13 protein-coding genes, 1 pseudogene and 1 CRISPR repeat array are annotated in these 17,558 nt (G+C 69.0%); of the genes and pseudogenes, 10 read left to right on the forward strand and 4 right to left on the reverse strand.

What is annotated here, in order from left to right; genetic code table 11:
• Positions 1 to 14: 14 nt before the first annotated feature.
• On the reverse strand, positions 15 to 962 hold the full coding sequence (locus ACG02S_RS20425; RefSeq protein WP_394472411.1) for an IS481 family transposase: 948 nt from the start codon (positions 960 to 962) through the stop codon (positions 15 to 17).
• A gap of 202 nt (positions 963 to 1,164) precedes the next feature.
• Between ACG02S_RS20425 and cas2 the strand changes: the two genes are divergently transcribed.
• The 10 genes and pseudogenes from cas2 (at position 1,165) to ACG02S_RS20475 (ending at position 14,418) form a co-directional block, all read left to right on the forward strand.
• Positions 1,165 to 1,455, forward strand: coding sequence for a CRISPR-associated endonuclease Cas2 (cas2, locus tag ACG02S_RS20430; protein WP_394472330.1), 291 nt, complete (start codon positions 1,165 to 1,167; stop codon positions 1,453 to 1,455).
• 209 nt (positions 1,456 to 1,664) lie between these two features.
• A CRISPR array of direct repeats spans positions 1,665 to 6,630; the repeat unit is 37 nt; unit sequence GCACCGCCCGCCTTCACCGGCGGGCGCGGATTGAAAC.
• A 115-nt stretch (positions 6,631 to 6,745) separates the two neighbouring features.
• On the forward strand, positions 6,746 to 7,714 hold the full coding sequence (gene msrP / locus ACG02S_RS20435) for a protein-methionine-sulfoxide reductase catalytic subunit MsrP (protein ID WP_394472331.1): 969 nt from the start codon (positions 6,746 to 6,748) through the stop codon (positions 7,712 to 7,714).
• A 4-nt stretch (positions 7,715 to 7,718) separates the two neighbouring features.
• Positions 7,719 to 8,330 carry a protein-methionine-sulfoxide reductase heme-binding subunit MsrQ gene (locus ACG02S_RS20440; protein WP_394472332.1) on the forward strand — a complete coding sequence of 204 codons (612 nt, stop codon included), beginning with the start codon at positions 7,719 to 7,721 and terminating at the stop codon, positions 8,328 to 8,330.
• Between the two features lie 44 nt (positions 8,331 to 8,374).
• Positions 8,375 to 8,914: pseudogene (locus tag ACG02S_RS20445) on the forward strand (FAD-dependent oxidoreductase); the annotation flags it as partial.
• Positions 8,915 to 9,238: 324 nt separating this feature from the next.
• Positions 9,239 to 9,637 carry a dihydroneopterin aldolase gene (locus tag ACG02S_RS20450; protein WP_394472412.1) on the forward strand — a complete coding sequence of 133 codons (399 nt, stop codon included), beginning with the start codon at positions 9,239 to 9,241 and terminating at the stop codon, positions 9,635 to 9,637.
• Positions 9,638 to 9,662: 25 nt separating this feature from the next.
• On the forward strand, positions 9,663 to 10,601 hold the full coding sequence (gene ttcA / locus ACG02S_RS20455; RefSeq protein WP_394472333.1) for a tRNA 2-thiocytidine(32) synthetase TtcA: 939 nt from the start codon (positions 9,663 to 9,665) through the stop codon (positions 10,599 to 10,601).
• A gap of 114 nt (positions 10,602 to 10,715) precedes the next feature.
• Positions 10,716 to 11,717, forward strand: coding sequence for a glycosyl hydrolase family 18 protein (locus ACG02S_RS20460; protein ID WP_394472334.1), 1,002 nt, complete (start codon positions 10,716 to 10,718; stop codon positions 11,715 to 11,717).
• A 78-nt stretch (positions 11,718 to 11,795) separates the two neighbouring features.
• A complete protein-coding gene (locus ACG02S_RS20465) occupies positions 11,796 to 12,425 on the forward strand; it encodes a DUF4136 domain-containing protein (protein WP_394472335.1) in 630 nt (209 codons plus the stop codon).
• A gap of 64 nt (positions 12,426 to 12,489) precedes the next feature.
• The gene (gene glmU, locus ACG02S_RS20470) at positions 12,490 to 13,872 is read left to right on the forward strand and encodes a bifunctional UDP-N-acetylglucosamine diphosphorylase/glucosamine-1-phosphate N-acetyltransferase GlmU (protein WP_394472336.1); all 1,383 of its coding nucleotides are present in this window, start codon (positions 12,490 to 12,492) and stop codon (positions 13,870 to 13,872) included.
• A 117-nt stretch (positions 13,873 to 13,989) separates the two neighbouring features.
• Positions 13,990 to 14,418, forward strand: a complete 429-nt coding sequence (locus ACG02S_RS20475; RefSeq protein ID WP_394472337.1) for a hypothetical protein — start codon at positions 13,990 to 13,992, stop codon at positions 14,416 to 14,418.
• 59 nt (positions 14,419 to 14,477) lie between these two features.
• On the opposite strand, the gene ACG02S_RS20480 is transcribed toward ACG02S_RS20475, so the two are convergent.
• From ACG02S_RS20480 to ACG02S_RS20490, 3 genes are all read right to left on the reverse strand, one after another.
• Positions 14,478 to 15,683: a BON domain-containing protein gene (locus tag ACG02S_RS20480; RefSeq protein ID WP_394472338.1), complete on the reverse strand. Its 1,206-nt coding sequence runs from the start codon at positions 15,681 to 15,683 to the stop codon at positions 14,478 to 14,480.
• 145 nt (positions 15,684 to 15,828) lie between these two features.
• Positions 15,829 to 16,674 (reverse strand): phytanoyl-CoA dioxygenase family protein, encoded by an 846-nt coding sequence (locus tag ACG02S_RS20485; RefSeq protein WP_394472339.1) that lies wholly within the window; start codon positions 16,672 to 16,674, stop codon positions 15,829 to 15,831.
• A gap of 138 nt (positions 16,675 to 16,812) precedes the next feature.
• The gene (locus tag ACG02S_RS20490; RefSeq protein WP_394472340.1) at positions 16,813 to 17,520 is read right to left on the reverse strand and encodes a hypothetical protein; all 708 of its coding nucleotides are present in this window, start codon (positions 17,518 to 17,520) and stop codon (positions 16,813 to 16,815) included.
• Positions 17,521 to 17,558 lie beyond the last annotated feature (38 nt).

The following is a 17,558-nucleotide window of genomic DNA, read 5'->3' on the forward strand; positions in this document are numbered from 1 at the left end:
CCCAGCCGGTGGCGCTAGGTGTAGTTTCTCAGGACGTTGTTCCCGTCGAAGCCGAGTCTGAAGGCGGGAGGTTTGTGGGAGACGGCGGAGTGCGGGCGGCTGAAGTTGTAGTGCTGCATCCAGGGCTGCAATTCAGCGGCGCGGACGTCTGAACTGGGATAGCGATAGGCATAGGCCCATTCGCGCAGAAGCGTCTGGATGAAGCGCTCGGCCTTGCCGTTGGTACGCGGCGTGTAGGGCCGCGTGCGCTTGTGCTTGATGCCAAGGCGGCGCAGGAGCTTGGCGAAGCGCCTGGACTTGTAGGCCGATCCGTTGTCGGTCATGACAGCCTGGATGGGCACACCGAGCTTGCGGTAGTAGCGCAGCGCCGCGATCAGGAAGTCGCAGGCACTGTGGCTGGTCTCGTCGCGCAGCACTTGGCTGAAGCCGACGCGGGAGTGGTCGTCAATGGCCACGTGCAACGCCTGCCACCCCGCACGAGGCGTGTTGCGCGTGCGGTCTCCCGTCACGCGATGCCCGGGCTGATCGAAGCAGCCGAGCTTCTTCATGTCCATGTGCAGCAGCTCGCCGGGGCGCTCCTTCTCATAGCGGCGCACGGGCACGCTGTCCTGCACTGGCGGCAGCTTGGCCAGGCCGGCCTTCACGCATACGCGCCCCACAGTGCTCTTGGAGACGCCCACACGCTCGGCGATTTGCGCGTAGCCCAGGCGCTGATTGCGCCTCAGGCCCTCGATCCGCTCCGTCTTGTCTGAACCAATGCGCGTGGGGCTGCGATGCGGACGAGAGCTGCGGTCCCGCAGACCTGCTACGCCTTCGAGCTGGTAGCGCCGCTTCCAGCGCGCCGCCGTGCGCGTGCTGATGCCCGCAGCATCGGCTGCCTTCCTGGCGCCCTGGGAGGCGATGTTTTTGACCAAGTGCTCGCGGCCTCGCGGCGTTAATGAGGCATTCTTATGGCTGTTCATCCGAGGTTGTCTGGGGTTGATGGTTTGGCGTGAGAACCTCCATCTTCCCCGACTACTTCGGGTGAACAACCTCTTGGGAAACGACAGCTAGGGCTGGTGCCCCTGATCCAGGCGCGACTGCTGGCGCGTGCGGTGCGCGGCGAGACGGATGCCGACGGGCAGGCCGCCGGCTACGTGCCCTTTCTGATCAAGTGAGGCGCCCGTGCTCGTCATCGTCTGCTACGACGTCAACACAGAAACCAAGGAAGGCCGGCGCCGCCTGCGGCGCGTCGCCAAGCTGTGCGAGTCCACCGGGCAACGTGTGCAGAAATCCGTCTTCGAATGCCAGATCGACCTTGCGCAAATGGAGACTCTCGAGCGAAAGCTGCTGGCCGAGATCAACGATCAGCAGGACTGCCTGCGCATCTACCGGCTGCCCGAAACCCGGGGCAGCGAGGTGCGTGAATACGGTCACTTCAAGGCCACGGATTTCGATGCTCCGCTGGTGCTTTGACATTGGCCCCCAGTGATTGACACCTGTCTGCCGCGAACCTCCAGTGCCGCCGCTCGCCGCGAGAGGTTCGCGCGCGGCACAAGTCCTTGTCAGCACAAGAGTTCAGCGCCTGCGCTGCGCGCCGGCCACGTTCGCACGCTCTATTCACCCGGCGGGTTCGCGCGACCACCGACAATTCATGTGCAACATCCCGCACTTGCGACGGTGGAGCACCGCCCGCCTTCACCGGCGGGCGCGGATTGAAACCGCAAGGCAGTGCGCGAGGGCTGGCTGAAGCTCTGCACCGCCCGCCTTCACCGGCGGGCGCGGATTGAAACCACGCGGGCACGAACGAGCTGCGCCAGCCTGTGGTGCACCGCCCGCCTTCACCGGCGGGCGCGGATTGAAACTGCAGCGGCCAGACCCTCGCCGCAAGGCTGGCACGCACCGCCCGCCTTCACCGGCGGGCGCGGATTGAAACTGCCAGTGGACCGCAGCTATCAACCCCTGGCTCGCACCGCCCGCCTTCACCGGCGGGCGCGGATTGAAACGCGCTGGACCAGATCCGCGCCGCCATCGGCGACGGCACCGCCCGCCTTCACCGGCGGGCGCGGATTGAAACGACAACGAATACAGCCGCGCGTTCAACGCCTACCAGGCACCGCCCGCCTTCACCGGCGGGCGCGGATTGAAACAGGTCGTTGCCTTCCCTGTTGGCCGCCGCGTTCATGCACCGCCCGCCTTCACCGGCGGGCGCGGATTGAAACATGCAGCACTTCGGTTACCGGATGCGCTACAACGCACCGCCCGCCTTCACCGGCGGGCGCGGATTGAAACTGGGCTCTGGCGGCACGCAGGGCACAGGGTCGGCCGCACCGCCCGCCTTCACCGGCGGGCGCGGATTGAAACTCGATCTCTGCCCGGTCCTTGTCGGCGACGCGGCGCACCGCCCGCCTTCACCGGCGGGCGCGGATTGAAACTACTTCAGCTCCACCTTCGCCGCCGCCAAGACCCGCACCGCCCGCCTTCACCGGCGGGCGCGGATTGAAACTACCCGCTGGACGTGAGCGGCACGGGCATCGCGCGCACCGCCCGCCTTCACCGGCGGGCGCGGATTGAAACACCGACATCATCACGAGCCTGCAGGCCGGCCAGGGCACCGCCCGCCTTCACCGGCGGGCGCGGATTGAAACATCGTGGCCCACCGGTGCGCGCACCCCGGTACGCCGCACCGCCCGCCTTCACCGGCGGGCGCGGATTGAAACTGCAAACGCAGGAGTGGTGCGAGTGGCTTGCCACGCACCGCCCGCCTTCACCGGCGGGCGCGGATTGAAACCCCCACCACGCCGACGCCGCCTTGGCTCAGCGCTTGCACCGCCCGCCTTCACCGGCGGGCGCGGATTGAAACGGTTCGTGAAGGTGAGCGACACCACGCACCAGCGCGCACCGCCCGCCTTCACCGGCGGGCGCGGATTGAAACCAGATTGCCGCCAAGTCCATGGGTGTCACCACGGCGCACCGCCCGCCTTCACCGGCGGGCGCGGATTGAAACGCCAAGTCTGCGCGGCGCTGGCCGGTGTGCAGGGCGCACCGCCCGCCTTCACCGGCGGGCGCGGATTGAAACTCCTTGAAGGCGCCGCGCAAGGCAGTAGTCACTGGCACCGCCCGCCTTCACCGGCGGGCGCGGATTGAAACGGCGCGCCGGTGACCGTGACCCGCGAGACGCCCGGCACCGCCCGCCTTCACCGGCGGGCGCGGATTGAAACAGTTTTGTCCCGGCGAGCCTCTCAACGCCACACAAGCACCGCCCGCCTTCACCGGCGGGCGCGGATTGAAACACGACGTAGCCGGCGAATTGGCTCTCCGGGAAACGCACCGCCCGCCTTCACCGGCGGGCGCGGATTGAAACAAGGGTTGGACGGTGCCCAGTGGGCAAGGTGCGGGCACCGCCCGCCTTCACCGGCGGGCGCGGATTGAAACCAGACGCGGATGGCCACGGTGTCGTCATGGCTGGCACCGCCCGCCTTCACCGGCGGGCGCGGATTGAAACCCCGGCAATCAACGCGCAGAACAAGCGCAAGGCGGCACCGCCCGCCTTCACCGGCGGGCGCGGATTGAAACCTCTCCAAGTTCACCGAGCACGTCGGCAAGCACTCGCACCGCCCGCCTTCACCGGCGGGCGCGGATTGAAACACACGATGTGCCTGTACTACCCGACCAAGCTGGTGGCACCGCCCGCCTTCACCGGCGGGCGCGGATTGAAACTCGCGCCGGACGAACCACTACCGCGCCACCGTGCGGCACCGCCCGCCTTCACCGGCGGGCGCGGATTGAAACAAGGCCAGCCGATCCAACAGCTCAGTCTGCTCAGGCACCGCCCGCCTTCACCGGCGGGCGCGGATTGAAACTTGTCGAGTGGCTTGCCCTCCCAATCGATATCGTGCACCGCCCGCCTTCACCGGCGGGCGCGGATTGAAACCAGCGCACGCTCATCACCACCGGCAATGCCGCCGGCACCGCCCGCCTTCACCGGCGGGCGCGGATTGAAACCTCTCCAACTTCACCGAGCACGTCGGCAAGCACTCGCACCGCCCGCCTTCACCGGCGGGCGCGGATTGAAACAGGCGCTGGGGCTGGCTGGCCAGGTGATGGCCGCGCACCGCCCGCCTTCACCGGCGGGCGCGGATTGAAACAAGGCCAACGTGCAGCCCTTCGTCAAGGCGGGCGGCACCGCCCGCCTTCACCGGCGGGCGCGGATTGAAACTGCGCCTCCTTGTCGTGGGGCTCCAGCAGCGCGTGCACCGCCCGCCTTCACCGGCGGGCGCGGATTGAAACGATGCCGCCGCAGAGCCTGAGCCTGCTGGAGACGGCACCGCCCGCCTTCACCGGCGGGCGCGGATTGAAACTCACCCAAGACTGGCCCCGTGCCACTTCGAAGGGCACCGCCCGCCTTCACCGGCGGGCGCGGATTGAAACTCTGGTGCTGGGGCTGCGACAACATCGACGAGCGCACCGCCCGCCTTCACCGGCGGGCGCGGATTGAAACGTCCGGCGCGAGAACTGCGGCGCCTCGGTGTAGCGCACCGCCCGCCTTCACCGGCGGGCGCGGATTGAAACGAGATCGAGTAGACGCCTTTATCCATCGGCACCAGCACCGCCCGCCTTCACCGGCGGGCGCGGATTGAAACGCCTCGACGCTGCCGGGGCCATTGATGGCCTCCCGCACCGCCCGCCTTCACCGGCGGGCGCGGATTGAAACGTCGTTCAGGCGCTCCAGTACCTCGGGCACGATGGCACCGCCCGCCTTCACCGGCGGGCGCGGATTGAAACCAGGTGTCGTCGTCTGGCTATCTCGTCGCCAAGGGGCACCGCCCGCCTTCACCGGCGGGCGCGGATTGAAACAGGCGTGGCTGCGCCACGATGCGGGCGATGGCGGGCACCGCCCGCCTTCACCGGCGGGCGCGGATTGAAACCAGGTGATGGGAATTAGGTGGCGTTGCGGCTCTGGCACCGCCCGCCTTCACCGGCGGGCGCGGATTGAAACCTCAACTGCCTGCCGTGACGTGGGCGCCTCTCGGCACCGCCCGCCTTCACCGGCGGGCGCGGATTGAAACACGGTCACGCTCTCCCACACGCTGGTGGGCTACAGCACCGCCCGCCTTCACCGGCGGGCGCGGATTGAAACCAGCCGGCGGCGGTGCGGGCACGGTTCGAGAGGTGCACCGCCCGCCTTCACCGGCGGGCGCGGATTGAAACCTCGGCAAGGCTGAGATGCGTCGGTCGGCGCGGCGCACCGCCCGCCTTCACCGGCGGGCGCGGATTGAAACTGTCCAACGAGGGCATGCCCCTCCCGCTGGACAAGCACCGCCCGCCTTCACCGGCGGGCGCGGATTGAAACACGATGCCCAGCCTGTTCGATGCACTGGAAACCGGCACCGCCCGCCTTCACCGGCGGGCGCGGATTGAAACTGCATGCCGTTGCGGATGCTCTCCAGCCGCTGGGGCACCGCCCGCCTTCACCGGCGGGCGCGGATTGAAACTTGTCACCGGTCTTGTGGTGCCAGGTCAGGCCCAGCACCGCCCGCCTTCACCGGCGGGCGCGGATTGAAACAAGGAGTGGGTGCAGCTGCGCCCGCGCAACGAAGGCACCGCCCGCCTTCACCGGCGGGCGCGGATTGAAACCCGAGACGGCCTACAACTTCGCGCCGAAGATCCTGCACCGCCCGCCTTCACCGGCGGGCGCGGATTGAAACGAGACACGCCAGGCGCCAAGCATGGCCGCGTCGCGCACCGCCCGCCTTCACCGGCGGGCGCGGATTGAAACAAGGCGGCTGTCCTGGCCGCCAAAGCGAAGGACAGGCACCGCCCGCCTTCACCGGCGGGCGCGGATTGAAACTAGCTTCGCCTCGCTGTTGGCGTTGTCGGCGCTGGCACCGCCCGCCTTCACCGGCGGGCGCGGATTGAAACTGGCTCAGCACGATGGCGTTGCCAAGGTCGCTGCGCACCGCCCGCCTTCACCGGCGGGCGCGGATTGAAACCTGCCCTGGCGATACGCCTCCTAGTTGGTGTCGGGCACCGCCCGCCTTCACCGGCGGGCGCGGATTGAAACGACTTCCGCTGGCCCGGCGATGGCGTCGTCTACAGGCACCGCCCGCCTTCACCGGCGGGCGCGGATTGAAACTTCATCATGGTCGAGGAAACGTGATGGCAGAGCAGCACCGACGAGCTGAGCCGCACCGCCCGCCTTCACCGGCGGGCGCGGATTGAAACACAACTGGGCTAGCCACGGCGCAGACGCGTGGCGGCACCGCCCGCCTTCACCGGCGGGCGCGGATTGAAACGAGAACAAGCCCCAGTTTGAGTTCAACCGGGTCCAGCACCGCCCGCCGTCACCGGCGGGCGCGGATTGAAACACCTGGTCGAGCAGACATCACGGCGGCTCGCAAAGCACCGCCCGCCTTCACCGGCGGGCGCGGATTGAAACCACGAGCTGATCGTGGCGGTCTGCGGCGAGGACGGCACCGCCCGCCTTCACCGGCGGGCGCGGATTGAAACACCACCACGCCGAGACGCGCCAGCTCACGCGGCGGCACCGCCCGCCTTCACCGGCGGGCGCGAATTGAAACTCGACGATGGTGCTGCGGCCCGTCATCCAGGCCGCACGGCCCGCCTTCACCGGCGGGCGCGGGTTGAACCAAGGGTGACGTTCTGGCGCTGGGCATGCTTACCCCCAGAAAAGACTCCACCCAAGTCGCGGTGTAAGTTACGCCCTCGGCAGTTCGACCCATGGTCTTGTCAACGCGCACCCACCATGCTCATCCGCATACCCTACCCCCACGAGCCGCAGCCCAGCGAGATCACCCCCCGCTCGGCCTATCTCAACCGCCGTTCGCTGATCGCCGCGCTCGGCGTTTCGGCGGCATCACCGCTCGCCCTCGCGCAATCCGCGCCCGGCGGCGGCAAGCTCGCCAAGCTGCCTGGCGCGCGGTCGGCCGTGCCCGGCGCGATGGTGCTGGACAAGCCCACCAGCTATGTCGACGCCACCTCGTACAACAACTTCTACGAGTTCGGCACGGACAAGTCCGACCCGGCGGAGCGGGCGCACACGCTCAAGCCGCGGCCGTGGACCGTTTCTGTCGAAGGCGAATGCGCCAAACCCGGCCGCTACGACCTGGACGCGCTAATGAAGCTCAGCGCCATGGAGGAGCGCATCTACCGGCTGCGCTGCGTCGAAGGCTGGAGCATGGTCATCCCCTGGGTGGGCTACTCGCTGTCGGAGCTGATCAAGCGCGCCGAGCCCACGGGCAAGGCCAAGTTCGTCGAGTTCACGACGCTGGCCGACCGCGCGCAGATGCCCGGCCTGCGCTCGGCCGTGCTGGACTGGCCCTATGTCGAGGCGCTGCGCATGGACGAGGCCTTGCACCCGCTGGCGTTGCTGACCTTCGGCATGTACGGCGAGGTGCTGCCCAACCAGAACGGCGCGCCGGTGCGCGTCGTGCTGCCGTGGAAGTACGGTTTCAAGTCGGCCAAGAGCATCGTCAAGATCCGCTTCGTCGAGAAGCAGCCAAGGTCGAGTTGGGAAGAGAGCGCGCCGCAGGAGTACGGGTTCTACTCCAACGTGAATCCGGGCGTGCCGCACCCGCGCTGGAGCCAGGCCAGCGAGCGACGCATCGGCGAGGACGGTCTGTTCGCCAAGAAGCGGCCGACGCTGCTGTTCAACGGTTACGAGGCCCAGGTGGGGCAGTTGTACGCGGGCATGGACCTGAGGAAGAACTACTGAGCCGATGAAGTCGTTGCTGACGGCGGCCCTGCTGAACCGCGCCGCCAAGCCCGTGCTGTTCCTGCTGTGCCTGACGCCGCTGGCCTGGCTGGTCTGGGGCGCGGTGGCGAACCGGCTGGGCGCCAACCCTGCCGAGGCCATCATCCGCGGGCTGGGCGACTGGACGTTGCGTGGCCTGTGGTTGGCGCTGGCCGTCACGCCGCTGCGGGAACTGACCGGCTTGGCCGCGCTGGCGCGCTTTCGGCGCATGCTGGGCGTGTTCACCTTTGTCTACGCATCGCTGCACCTGCTGGCCTACGGCTGGCTGGACCAGGGGCTGGACCTGGCCGAGATTGCCGCCGACATCGTCAAGCGGCCGTTCATCCTGATGGGCTTCCTGGCCTGGGCATTGATGCTGCCGCTGGCGGCCACGAGTTTCAACAAGGCCATCAAGGCATTGGGCGCAAAGCGCTGGCAGGCACTGCACAAGGTCGTCTACGCCGTGGGCGTGATCGCGCTGCTGCACTTCATCTGGATGCGCGCCGGCAAGAGCAACTTCGCCGAGCCAGCGGTGTACGGCGCGATCCTGGCCGTGCTGCTGGGGTGGCGGGTCTACCGGCGCCTCACCCGAAAATAGCCCCGGCTGGGATAATCCGCCGCTTTGCGTCTGCGGCTGCGCCCATGTCCCATCCCCTCTCCATCGACGTTGCCATCCTCGGCGGCGGCCCCGCGGGCTGCAGCGCCGCGTCGTGGCTGGCGCAGCTGGGATTGAGTACGCTGCTGGTCGAGCGCGAGCCGCAGCTGTGCGCCGCGCTGCGCGGGCTGGCGTTCCGCCAGGACTGGGTCCTGGGCCAGCCCGCCAGCACGCTGGCGGACCTGGCGCTTCACTACGCCGCCCAGGTCGAGACCATGCCGGGCCTGGCGCTGCGGCTGGGAACGAAGGCTGAGTCGGCGCGCCATGCGGCCGGCGCCTGGACGCTGCAGCTCGCTACCGGCGAACACGTGCAGGCGCGCGCGCTGCTGGTCGCCACCGGCCTGCGGCTGCTGCGGCCGGCGCGCTACTTCGGCGTGCCCCATCCGCGCGTGCTGGATGCCACCACGCTGACCACACGCCGCGAGACGCTGGCACCCGGCCGCGCGCTGCTGCTGGGCGCTGGCGACAACGCGGCCGAGAACGCACTGTTCCTGGCCGAGCGCGGCTTCGAGGTGACCCTGTGGGCCCGCGGCAGCTGGCGTGCGCAGACCCATCTGATCCAGCGGGTCGATGCCCATCCCCGCATCCAGCAGCGCCTGGCCACGCCCCTGCCTGACGGGCTGCGCCCGGACGACACCGGCGTGAGCGTCAGCTCCAGCCTCGGCGACGAGCGCTTTGACCTGGTCGCCGCGCTGCTGGGCTTCGAGCCTGAGCCCTCGGCCTTCGGCCTGCTCAGCGAGCACGACCGTCCGCACGCTTTCGTCGCCGGCGACGCCAGTGGCCGCTGGCACCCGTGCGTGCAGACAGCGCTGGCCGACGGTGTGCAGGCCGCCAAGCTCATCGAGCAGGCGCTGCGCCCGGAAGGCGCCACGGCCGCGCCGCAGCGCTTCAACAACCGCCAGGTCATCCACCTGCAGGGCCTGCGTTTCGACGCCAACCTGGGCATCCTGGACTTCGAGCGCACCGGCCCGCAGCCCATCCAGGTGGATGCCGAAGTGAACCTCGGCGCGCTGCCCATCGTCGCGCGCGATGCCGACATCGGTCGCGTGCTGGACTACCGCCGCATCCGCACCGCCATCATCGAAGCGTGCACCACCGAGCACACCGACCTCGTCGAGGCGCTGGTGGGCAAGCTCAGCAACCGCCTGATGAGCATGGCCGGCGTCGTCGGCGTGCGCGTGAAGCTGACCAAGCTCGAGATCTTCCCGGACTGCGAAGTCGCCGTCAGCGCCGAAACAGGGCAATGGTGACCCCCCCACGAACTCCCCGACCGCCATGAACACCGACGTCATCGACCACGCCCCGGCCGCCTCCGCCGAAGACATCGCCGCCAAGAAGGCTGCGCACGAGATCAACAAGCTGTCCAAGCGCTTGCACCGCCAGGTGGGCCAGGCCATCGCCGACTTCAACATGATTGAAGACGGCGACAAGGTCATGGTGTGCCTGTCCGGCGGCAAGGACAGCTACGCGATGCTGGACATCCTGCTGAACCTGCAGCAGCGCGCCCCCATCAAGTTCAGCCTTATCGCCGTCAACCTGGACCAGAAGCAGCCCGGCTTTCCCGAGGAGGTGCTGCCCGCCTACCTGAAGAGCCGCGGCGTGGACTTCCACATCGAGAACCAGGACACGTACAGCATCGTCAAGAAGCTCATCCCCGAGGGCAAGACGACGTGCAGCCTGTGCTCGCGCCTGCGCCGCGGGATCCTGTACCGAGTGGCGGGCGACCTGGGCTGTACCAAGATCGCGCTGGGCCACCACCGCGACGACATCGTCACGACGCTGTTCCTGAACATGTTCTTCGGCAGCCGCATGAAGGGCATGCCGCCCAAGCTGGTCAGCGACGACGGCAAGAACGTCGTCATACGCCCGCTGGCCTACGTGAAGGAGCCCGACCTCGTGCGTTGGGCCGAGCACCGCGAGTTCCCCATCATTCCGTGCAACCTGTGCGGCAGCCAGGAGAACCTGCAGCGCGTGCAGGTCAAGGCCATGATCAACGAGTGGGAGAAGCGCTACCCCGGCCGCATCGACAACATCTTCACGGCCATGACGAACATCGTGCCCTCGCACATGATGGACAAGAAGCTGTTCCCGTTCGAGACCATGAAGGCCACGGGCCAGGCCGAGCCGGAGGGTGACATCGCGTTCGACGACGACGAGAGCTGCGCCCCGCCGGCCACGGCCTCGGTCATCCGCCTGACGCGCGACGAGGCCTGATCCGTCGCTCGCTGCCGCAGCCGGCACCCGCCGAGCTGCAGTCCGTCACCGGCCCCGTGTGAACACGGCGCGCAGTTCCTAGACTGCGCGCCGTTTTCATTTCCGGCCGCCCCCATGCGCGTTCTGCACGGTGTCCTGTTCCTGACCCTGCTGGCAGCTTGCCAGCCGCATCGAACGCAGACGCGCTGCCAGCCTATCGTCGCGGTCTACCCGAGCTGGAAGCAGCAGGTGCTGCCGCCCGCCGAGATTCCCTGGCAGCAGTTCACCCACCTCGCGCTGGTGTTCGCGCTGCCCACGCCCGAGGGCGGGCTGGACACGCGCGCGCTGGATGATCTGGTCGCACCGCTGGTGGCCGAGGCGCATCGCCACCGCCGGCGCGTCGTCGTGTCCATCGGCGGCGCGCAGGGCTATGGCGATGCGTTCCAGCGCATCGCCGCGTCGCCGGAGCGGTCGCGCAGCTTCGCCACCGCGGTGCGCGATTACGTGGCCCGCCACCGGCTGGACGGCGTGGACATCGATTGGGAGTACTGGACCCGCCAGGCGCGCGACAGACAGGGCGGCAACGACCCCGTCGAAAGCCGCATGCTGGTGGAGCTGCTCGCCGCACTGCGAAGCCAGTTGCCGAAGGACGTGCTGCTGACCACCTCGGTGTTCGCCGGCCCCTGGATGGGCGAGCAGTACCTGCCCGAGCTGCAGCAGCATGTGGACCTGGTGGCCCTGATGTCGTTCGACTTCACCGGCCGTTGGGACGCATCGCCGGTGGGTCACCACGCGGACTGGTCGACCTTCAAGCAGAGCGTGCAGTTCCTTGTCGACCGCGGCTTTGCGCGCGACAAGATCCTGGCCGGCGTGCCGTTCTACGGCAAGCAATTCGCGGGCGGCGCCAACCGCGCGGTGTCGAACATCGCCTGGCGCGACCGGCAGCCCGGGCAGGCGCACGCCTTCTTTGAGACGCCCGAACTGGCGGCGCGCAAGGCGCAGTACGTCGTCGACGAGGGGCTGGCGGGCCTGATGGCGTTCGAGTTGAGCATGGACGCGCCGCCAGATTCGCCCGCCAGCCTGCTAGGCGCCGTCAACCGCCATCTGTCGCCCGCGTTGTGCAGGTCCAAAGACTGACATTTGGATGCAGGTGCACACACTGCGGCAAACTGTCCGCCTGACGATACTGGCACAAGCCCAACCCAGGAGGCTCGCATGTTCACTCCCAACCGTCGACTGGTCCTGACCAGCATTGGCGCCGCCGCTGCACTGGCGCTCGCCGGCTGCGCCGGCCCGTACACCGTCTCCGCTGACGTTTCCAGTTATGGCAACTGGCCGGCCGACCGCAAGCCCGGCACCTACGCCTTCGACCGGCTGCCGTCGCAGCAGCAGAACGAAGAGGCCGCCAAGCGCCAGACCGCGCTGGAAGACGCCGTCAAGGGCGCCTTGGAGCGCGCCGGCTTCACGCCCGCGGCCGATGCCAAGAGCGCCGACGTCCTCGTCACGCTGGGCGCGCGCGTCACCGTCTACGACCCCGTGCCGTGGGACGACCCGCTGTGGTGGCGCTGGCGTGGCCGGCTGATCTCGCCGCGCTACGGCTATGTGGGCCCCGGCCCCTGGGGCTGGCGCCAAGACCCGTTCTTCGACCGCCGCTACGACCGCGCCGTGGCCGTGCTGCTGCGCGACCGCGCCAGCGGCGAGGCGCTGTTCGAGGCGCACTCCAGCAACGAAGGCCCGTCGCGTGGCACCGAAGCGCTGCTGATGCCGCTGTTCGACGCCGCGCTGGCCGAGTTCCCCAAGGTCAACCCGAAGTCGCACCGGGTGTCGGTGCAAGCGGTCCGCTGACCGGAGACGCCGCGCCTGCCTGCCCATAATCGCGACTTCGTCAAAACGCAGTCGCAAGGCAGGCATGGCCCTCAACATCGTGATCATGGCCGCGGGCAAGGGAACCCGCATGAAGTCCGCAACGCCCAAGGTGTTGCACAAGCTCGCGGGCCGCTCGCTGCTGGCCCACGTGCTGAAGAGCTGTGAATCCCTGGCCGCCGACGCCCGCATCGTCATCACCGGCCACGGCGCGGAGCATGTCGAGCCCGCCGTCGCCGCGCCCGGCATCTCGTTCGTGCGCCAGATGCCGCAGCTGGGCACCGGCCACGCCATCCAGCAGGTCGTGCCCAGCCTCGTCGGCGAGGGCTGCACGCTGATCCTGAACGGCGACGTGCCGCTCATTGAGACTGGCACCGCCAAGGCGCTGATCGACGCCTGCGCGGGCCACGCGCTGGTGCTGCTGACCGTGGACCTGGTGGACCCCACCGGCTACGGCCGCATCATCCGCAACAAGGACGATGGCGGCGTGCTGGCCATCGTCGAGCACAAAGACGCCACGCCCGAACAGCGCCTCATCCACGAGGGCTACAGCGGCATGATGGCCGCCCCCACCGCCGCGCTCAAGCGCTGGGTGGGCCAGCTCAGCAACAACAACGTGCAGGGCGAGTACTACCTGACCGACATCGTCGCGATGGCTGTCGCCGAGGGCCTGCCGGTGCTGGGCATCAAGGCACGCAACGAGATCGAGGTGCTGGGTGTCAACGATCCAGTGCAGCTGTCGCAGCTGGAACGCGCGTTCCAGGCCCGCCAGGCTGAAGCCCTGATGCGCGCCGGTCTGCGCCTGGCCGACCCTGCTCGCTTCGACCTGCGCGGCACGCTGACGCACGGCCAGGACTGCGAGATCGACGTGAACTGCGTGTTCGAGGGCGAGGTGTCGCTGGGCGACGGGGTGCGAGTCGGCGCCAACTGCGTCATCCGCAACGCGAAGATCGCCTCCGGCGTGCGCATCCACGAATTCACGCACATCGACGGCGAGAAACCGGCCGGCGCCAGCGTCGGCGAGGGTGCGTTGATCGGCCCGTTCGCCCGCCTGCGCCCCGGCGCGCAACTGGGCGCCGAGGTGCACATCGGCAACTTCGTCGAGGTCAAGAACTCCACGCTGGCCCGCGGCGCCAAGGCCAACCATCTGGCGTATCTCGGCGACGCGACTGTGGGCGAGCGGGTCAACTACGGCGCCGGCTCCATCACGGCCAATTACGACGGCGCCAACAAGCACCGCACCACCATCGGCAACGACGTGCACGTCGGCTCCAACTGCGTGCTGATCGCACCGCTCACGCTGGGCGACGGCGCCACGGTGGGCGGCGGTTCCACCATCACCAAGGACGTCAACCCGGGCGACCTCGCTGTGGCGCGCGGCAAACAGATCGCGTTGTCCGGCTGGACCCGCCCAGTCAAGAAACGTTGAATAGGCCGGTCGCCGTGACTTTGTTCCGGCGATTGCATCACGGCGCCCGGGATGAGGGGGCACCCGCTCGCCTGGCACGCCGTTAGCATGACTCCCGTCTCACGACCTGCTGTCCACATGGCCCACGAACTCGACCTTGCTGCGTTCTCGCTCGACGATGCCGTCCCGGCGGACCTGGGTGCGTTCGACGCGCTGCAGTCGCAACGCGAACGCGCCGATGCAGAGGCGCGGAACCGAGCGCTGGAGCTGAAGGCGCAGGCCTGCGACAACGCCGCCGAAGCCTGCTACTACCTGGCCCGCAGCCTGGGCGCCGCGCGCGACCTGCCGCAGGACGGCGAAGCCAGCCTGGAACTGCTGTTCCAGCTGATCGGGGCCCTGGCTGACCTGCCGACCGACATTGCCGCCGCGCCGCTGCCCGACATCGTCGGCGGCCGTGAAGACGGCATCAGCGAACTGTGCCTGCAGCTCGAAGCCGTCCGCGAGGTCACGCACGACGCGCTGGTCGCGGCCGAACTGGCACCCGCACGCGCGCAGTTCTGCCACTGAACCCACCTGCACCCACAAAAAAGGCGCCCAGAGGGCGCCTTTCATTTTGGGCGGCGAGATCAGCTGCCGCTGTTCTGCGTCACCGCGCCGAGTGTCACCGGCGGCAGCGTCAGGCGGTTGTCCACGCCTCGCACGCCGGCAGCTGAGGCAGCCACGACGGTCGCGCGCTCCTTGGCCAGGGAGTCCGGCGCCTGGCCTTCCAGCTTCACGACGCCTTGGTCAGTGCTGACGGCGATGGGCACGGCGGCCAGCGTCGTGTCGGACGCCAGCGCCTCACGCACCTTGATCGTGATGCCCGTGTCCTCGGGGTTGGCGACCGGCGGTGTGACGGGTGACGTGACGGACGGCGTCTGCTGGGCCACGACCGGCGGCTGCGCTTCGGGCTGAGGCTGAGTCACAGGCGGCACGGCCTGTGCCACTGGCGGCGTCGTCTCGGACGACGGGGGGAGCGCCACCGGGGCCACCGGAGCAACCGGCGAAACGGGCTGCTGCGTCGCGACGGGCGCTGCAGGCTGCAGCGAGACGGTCGGCGCAGGCGTTGTGTCGCGCAGCGCGGCGGCTGGCGGTTCGGCCTGGCTCAGCACCCAGGTTTGCGGCTGCGGCGCCAGCGTGCGTGTCACCGGCGCGGCCTGCGCGACGCGGGGCGCCTCGACCGCCTTTTCAGTGGCCTTGGGCGTCTCGGCCATTTTGGCGGCTGGGGCTGGGACCGGAGCCGCAGCCGGCGCGGCCGCCAGCTTGGGCGCCGGTTCCACCGCCGGCGTCGCGGGCTCAGCCTGCGCTTCGGCGGCCGGCGTCACGGAACCGGCGGCGGGCGGTGCCTCCGCCAGCAGCGTGTCTTCCGGCGAAGAAGCCGGGGCGACCGGTGTCGTCGCCTCGCCGACCACGGTCGGCGGCAGCGCCGGCGCCTCGTTGCCGGTGAATTGGCGCGACATGGTCGCCGCCACACCCAGCAGCACCACACCGGCACCCACACCCACTACCCAGGGCATGGCATTGCTGGAGCGGCGCTCCGGGTTGGCACCCGGGGCGGCCACCGCCGGTGCCGTGGATGCATAGACAGGCGGGATGGCCGCGGCCATCGGTTGCGGCGGAACGTAGCCCACTGGCGCCGTACCCAGCGGGTCGGTGGCGCGGATCTTGGCGGAGGGCCGCGTCATGCGGGGCTTCAGGGGCTGCCCGGCCGGGCGAGCCACCGGCGCGGATTCCTTGCTGCGGTCGATGTGATCGAGCCAACCTTCGGGATGCACGGACTTGGGAAACTTCATCTTGGCCTCCTGTGTCGGGAACCGACGTTTCGATGGAGTCCATTCTTGGGACGGCGCCCCGCCCGCCGTGCCGGTCCAGGCTGCCTATCTCTGTAGGACAGCGGGCAGCGCCCGTGTGCAAATGTGAGTGCGGTGAGCGCAGGCGTTAGAAACCACGCACCGGCAACGTCTCGTCACGTTGCAGCCAATTCCTCGCCGAGTAGCGGCTGGCGCCATCCGTGACGTGCAGCGTGTATGCATGGCGCGATTTGTCCGAGCGGTTCGCGGCCGAATAGTGCGGCAGCAGGCCGTGGAACACGACAAGCGAACCCGCCTCCACCTCCAGCGGGATGGCCTCGCGCGAGTCCGCCGACGGCCAGGGCGTGGCGTCGACCGGTTCCATCCAGGCCTTGCGGCCCTCACGCACGAAGCGCTCGCGCAGCACACCGCGCGGGCCGCGGTGGCCGCCAGGCTCGGTCCACAGGCAGCCGTTGTGCAACGTGGCGTCCTCCAGCGCGAACCAGAAGGTCGTCACCGTGACGGGGTCGCTCTCGAAGAAGCTGGCGTCCTGGTGCCAACGCACCTCGCCGCCAATGCCGGGCTGCTTGAAGATGAACATGCTCTGCCAGACCTGCGGCTGCGTCAGCCCCAGCGCCGCGGCAACGCCACGCAGCGCGTCGCCCTTGGAGAAGGCGCTGAACACCGGGTCGAGGTCGTGCATCGCGTGGCCGATCTTGTTGATGGCCAGTTCCTTGGGCACACGCAGTTGGCCCTGAGCGTCGAACGCTTCCTCCTCGAAGAAGCAGCGCACCTGGTCGCCGCTGTCGAGGAAGTAGTCGTCCACGTGGCGCTGCTGCTCCTCGGTCGTGAAGACGGGCCGCTGCTCGCCAGGGTCGAAGGCGTCGACGATCTGCAGCGCGCGTTCACGCAGCGCGGCAATGTCGGCGGCGCTCTTGAAGCCAGGAACGACGAGGAAACCCTGTTCGGCGTAGAGGCTGGCGTCGATGGTCATGGTGGGCTGGCGTGAGAGTTGGGCGCATTGTGTGGGCAGCGCCGAGCGCAGACAGCGTGAAGGGCCTCATGCGAAAAGCCCGACTCGCAGTTTGCCAACGTTCTCCCAAGGACCACGCCGGGCCGGGCCAGGTGTCGCTCAGCGGGGCGTGTCGGACGCCAGCGCCAGCGCCAGCGCGGCTTCGGTCACGGCGCGACCGAGCGGCGTCCCGGGGTCGGGGCGACGCAGTCGTGGCACGCTGCCACTCACGTCCAGGCTGCCGACGACGGTGCCCTGGTGCAGCATCTCGTACCCCACGGCTTCAGTCTGCGGCGTCGCGTTGCCATCGAGCAGGTGCACCGAACGCAGCCCCAGCGTCATGTCGCCACGGCGGTAGGCGCCCTCGCGGCTGAGCTTGCCGCGGCGCATCTGGCCCTCGCCGACCTGCAGCATGGCCGCCGGGCCGCTGCCCCACTTGCAGCTGAGCACCCAGGGGCTCGATGCGGTCAGCTTGCCGTTGGCGGTGATCTCGGGCGTCCAGCCCTCGCAGACGGTCGCGTTGTCGGCCACCCCACCCGCCACGCTGAAACGCAGCGGCATGCGCACGCCAGCAGGCAGCGGCTCGAACAAGGCGAGCCGGTCGGCGCCGCGCTCGTAGCGCACGCGCTGGGCACCCAGCTGGAATTCGCCCTGCCGGCCCCAGCTCGCCTTGCCGAAGCTCTCCTCGGCCACGCCCGCCACGGACGGCGCCTGCGCCATGTGCACGTCGCGACCGGAAAGCGCGTCGCGCTGGTTCTTGACACCGACACCGGCACAGCCCGCCAGCAGCAGGACGACGGAAGCAAGGGCAAGGGCAGAACGCGACATGTCGAACGAAAGGATGGGGGTGGAGATGGCGAGACTCT

The sequence above is a fragment of the Pelomonas dachongensis genome, assembly GCF_043555865.1.
Classification (GTDB): Bacteria; Pseudomonadota; Gammaproteobacteria; order Burkholderiales; family Burkholderiaceae_C; genus Pelomonas; species Pelomonas dachongensis.

What these genes read in the sequence shown, in the direction of transcription:
- ACG02S_RS20425 (WP_394472411.1), bottom strand. Translation starts at nt 962, where the DNA reads ATGAACAGCCATAAGAATGCCTCATTAACGCCGCGAGGCCGCGAGCAC.
- msrP (WP_394472331.1), top strand. Translation starts at nt 6,746, where the DNA reads ATGCTCATCCGCATACCCTACCCCCACGAGCCGCAGCCCAGCGAGATC.
- ACG02S_RS20440 (WP_394472332.1), top strand. Translation starts at nt 7,719, where the DNA reads ATGAAGTCGTTGCTGACGGCGGCCCTGCTGAACCGCGCCGCCAAGCCC.
- ttcA (WP_394472333.1), top strand. Translation starts at nt 9,663, where the DNA reads ATGAACACCGACGTCATCGACCACGCCCCGGCCGCCTCCGCCGAAGAC.
- ACG02S_RS20460 (WP_394472334.1), top strand. Translation starts at nt 10,716, where the DNA reads ATGCGCGTTCTGCACGGTGTCCTGTTCCTGACCCTGCTGGCAGCTTGC.
- ACG02S_RS20465 (WP_394472335.1), top strand. Translation starts at nt 11,796, where the DNA reads ATGTTCACTCCCAACCGTCGACTGGTCCTGACCAGCATTGGCGCCGCC.
- glmU (WP_394472336.1), top strand. Translation starts at nt 12,490, where the DNA reads ATGGCCCTCAACATCGTGATCATGGCCGCGGGCAAGGGAACCCGCATG.
- ACG02S_RS20475 (WP_394472337.1), top strand. Translation starts at nt 13,990, where the DNA reads ATGGCCCACGAACTCGACCTTGCTGCGTTCTCGCTCGACGATGCCGTC.
- ACG02S_RS20480 (WP_394472338.1), bottom strand. Translation starts at nt 15,683, where the DNA reads ATGAAGTTTCCCAAGTCCGTGCATCCCGAAGGTTGGCTCGATCACATC.
- ACG02S_RS20485 (WP_394472339.1), bottom strand. Translation starts at nt 16,674, where the DNA reads ATGACCATCGACGCCAGCCTCTACGCCGAACAGGGTTTCCTCGTCGTT.
- ACG02S_RS20490 (WP_394472340.1), bottom strand. Translation starts at nt 17,520, where the DNA reads ATGTCGCGTTCTGCCCTTGCCCTTGCTTCCGTCGTCCTGCTGCTGGCG.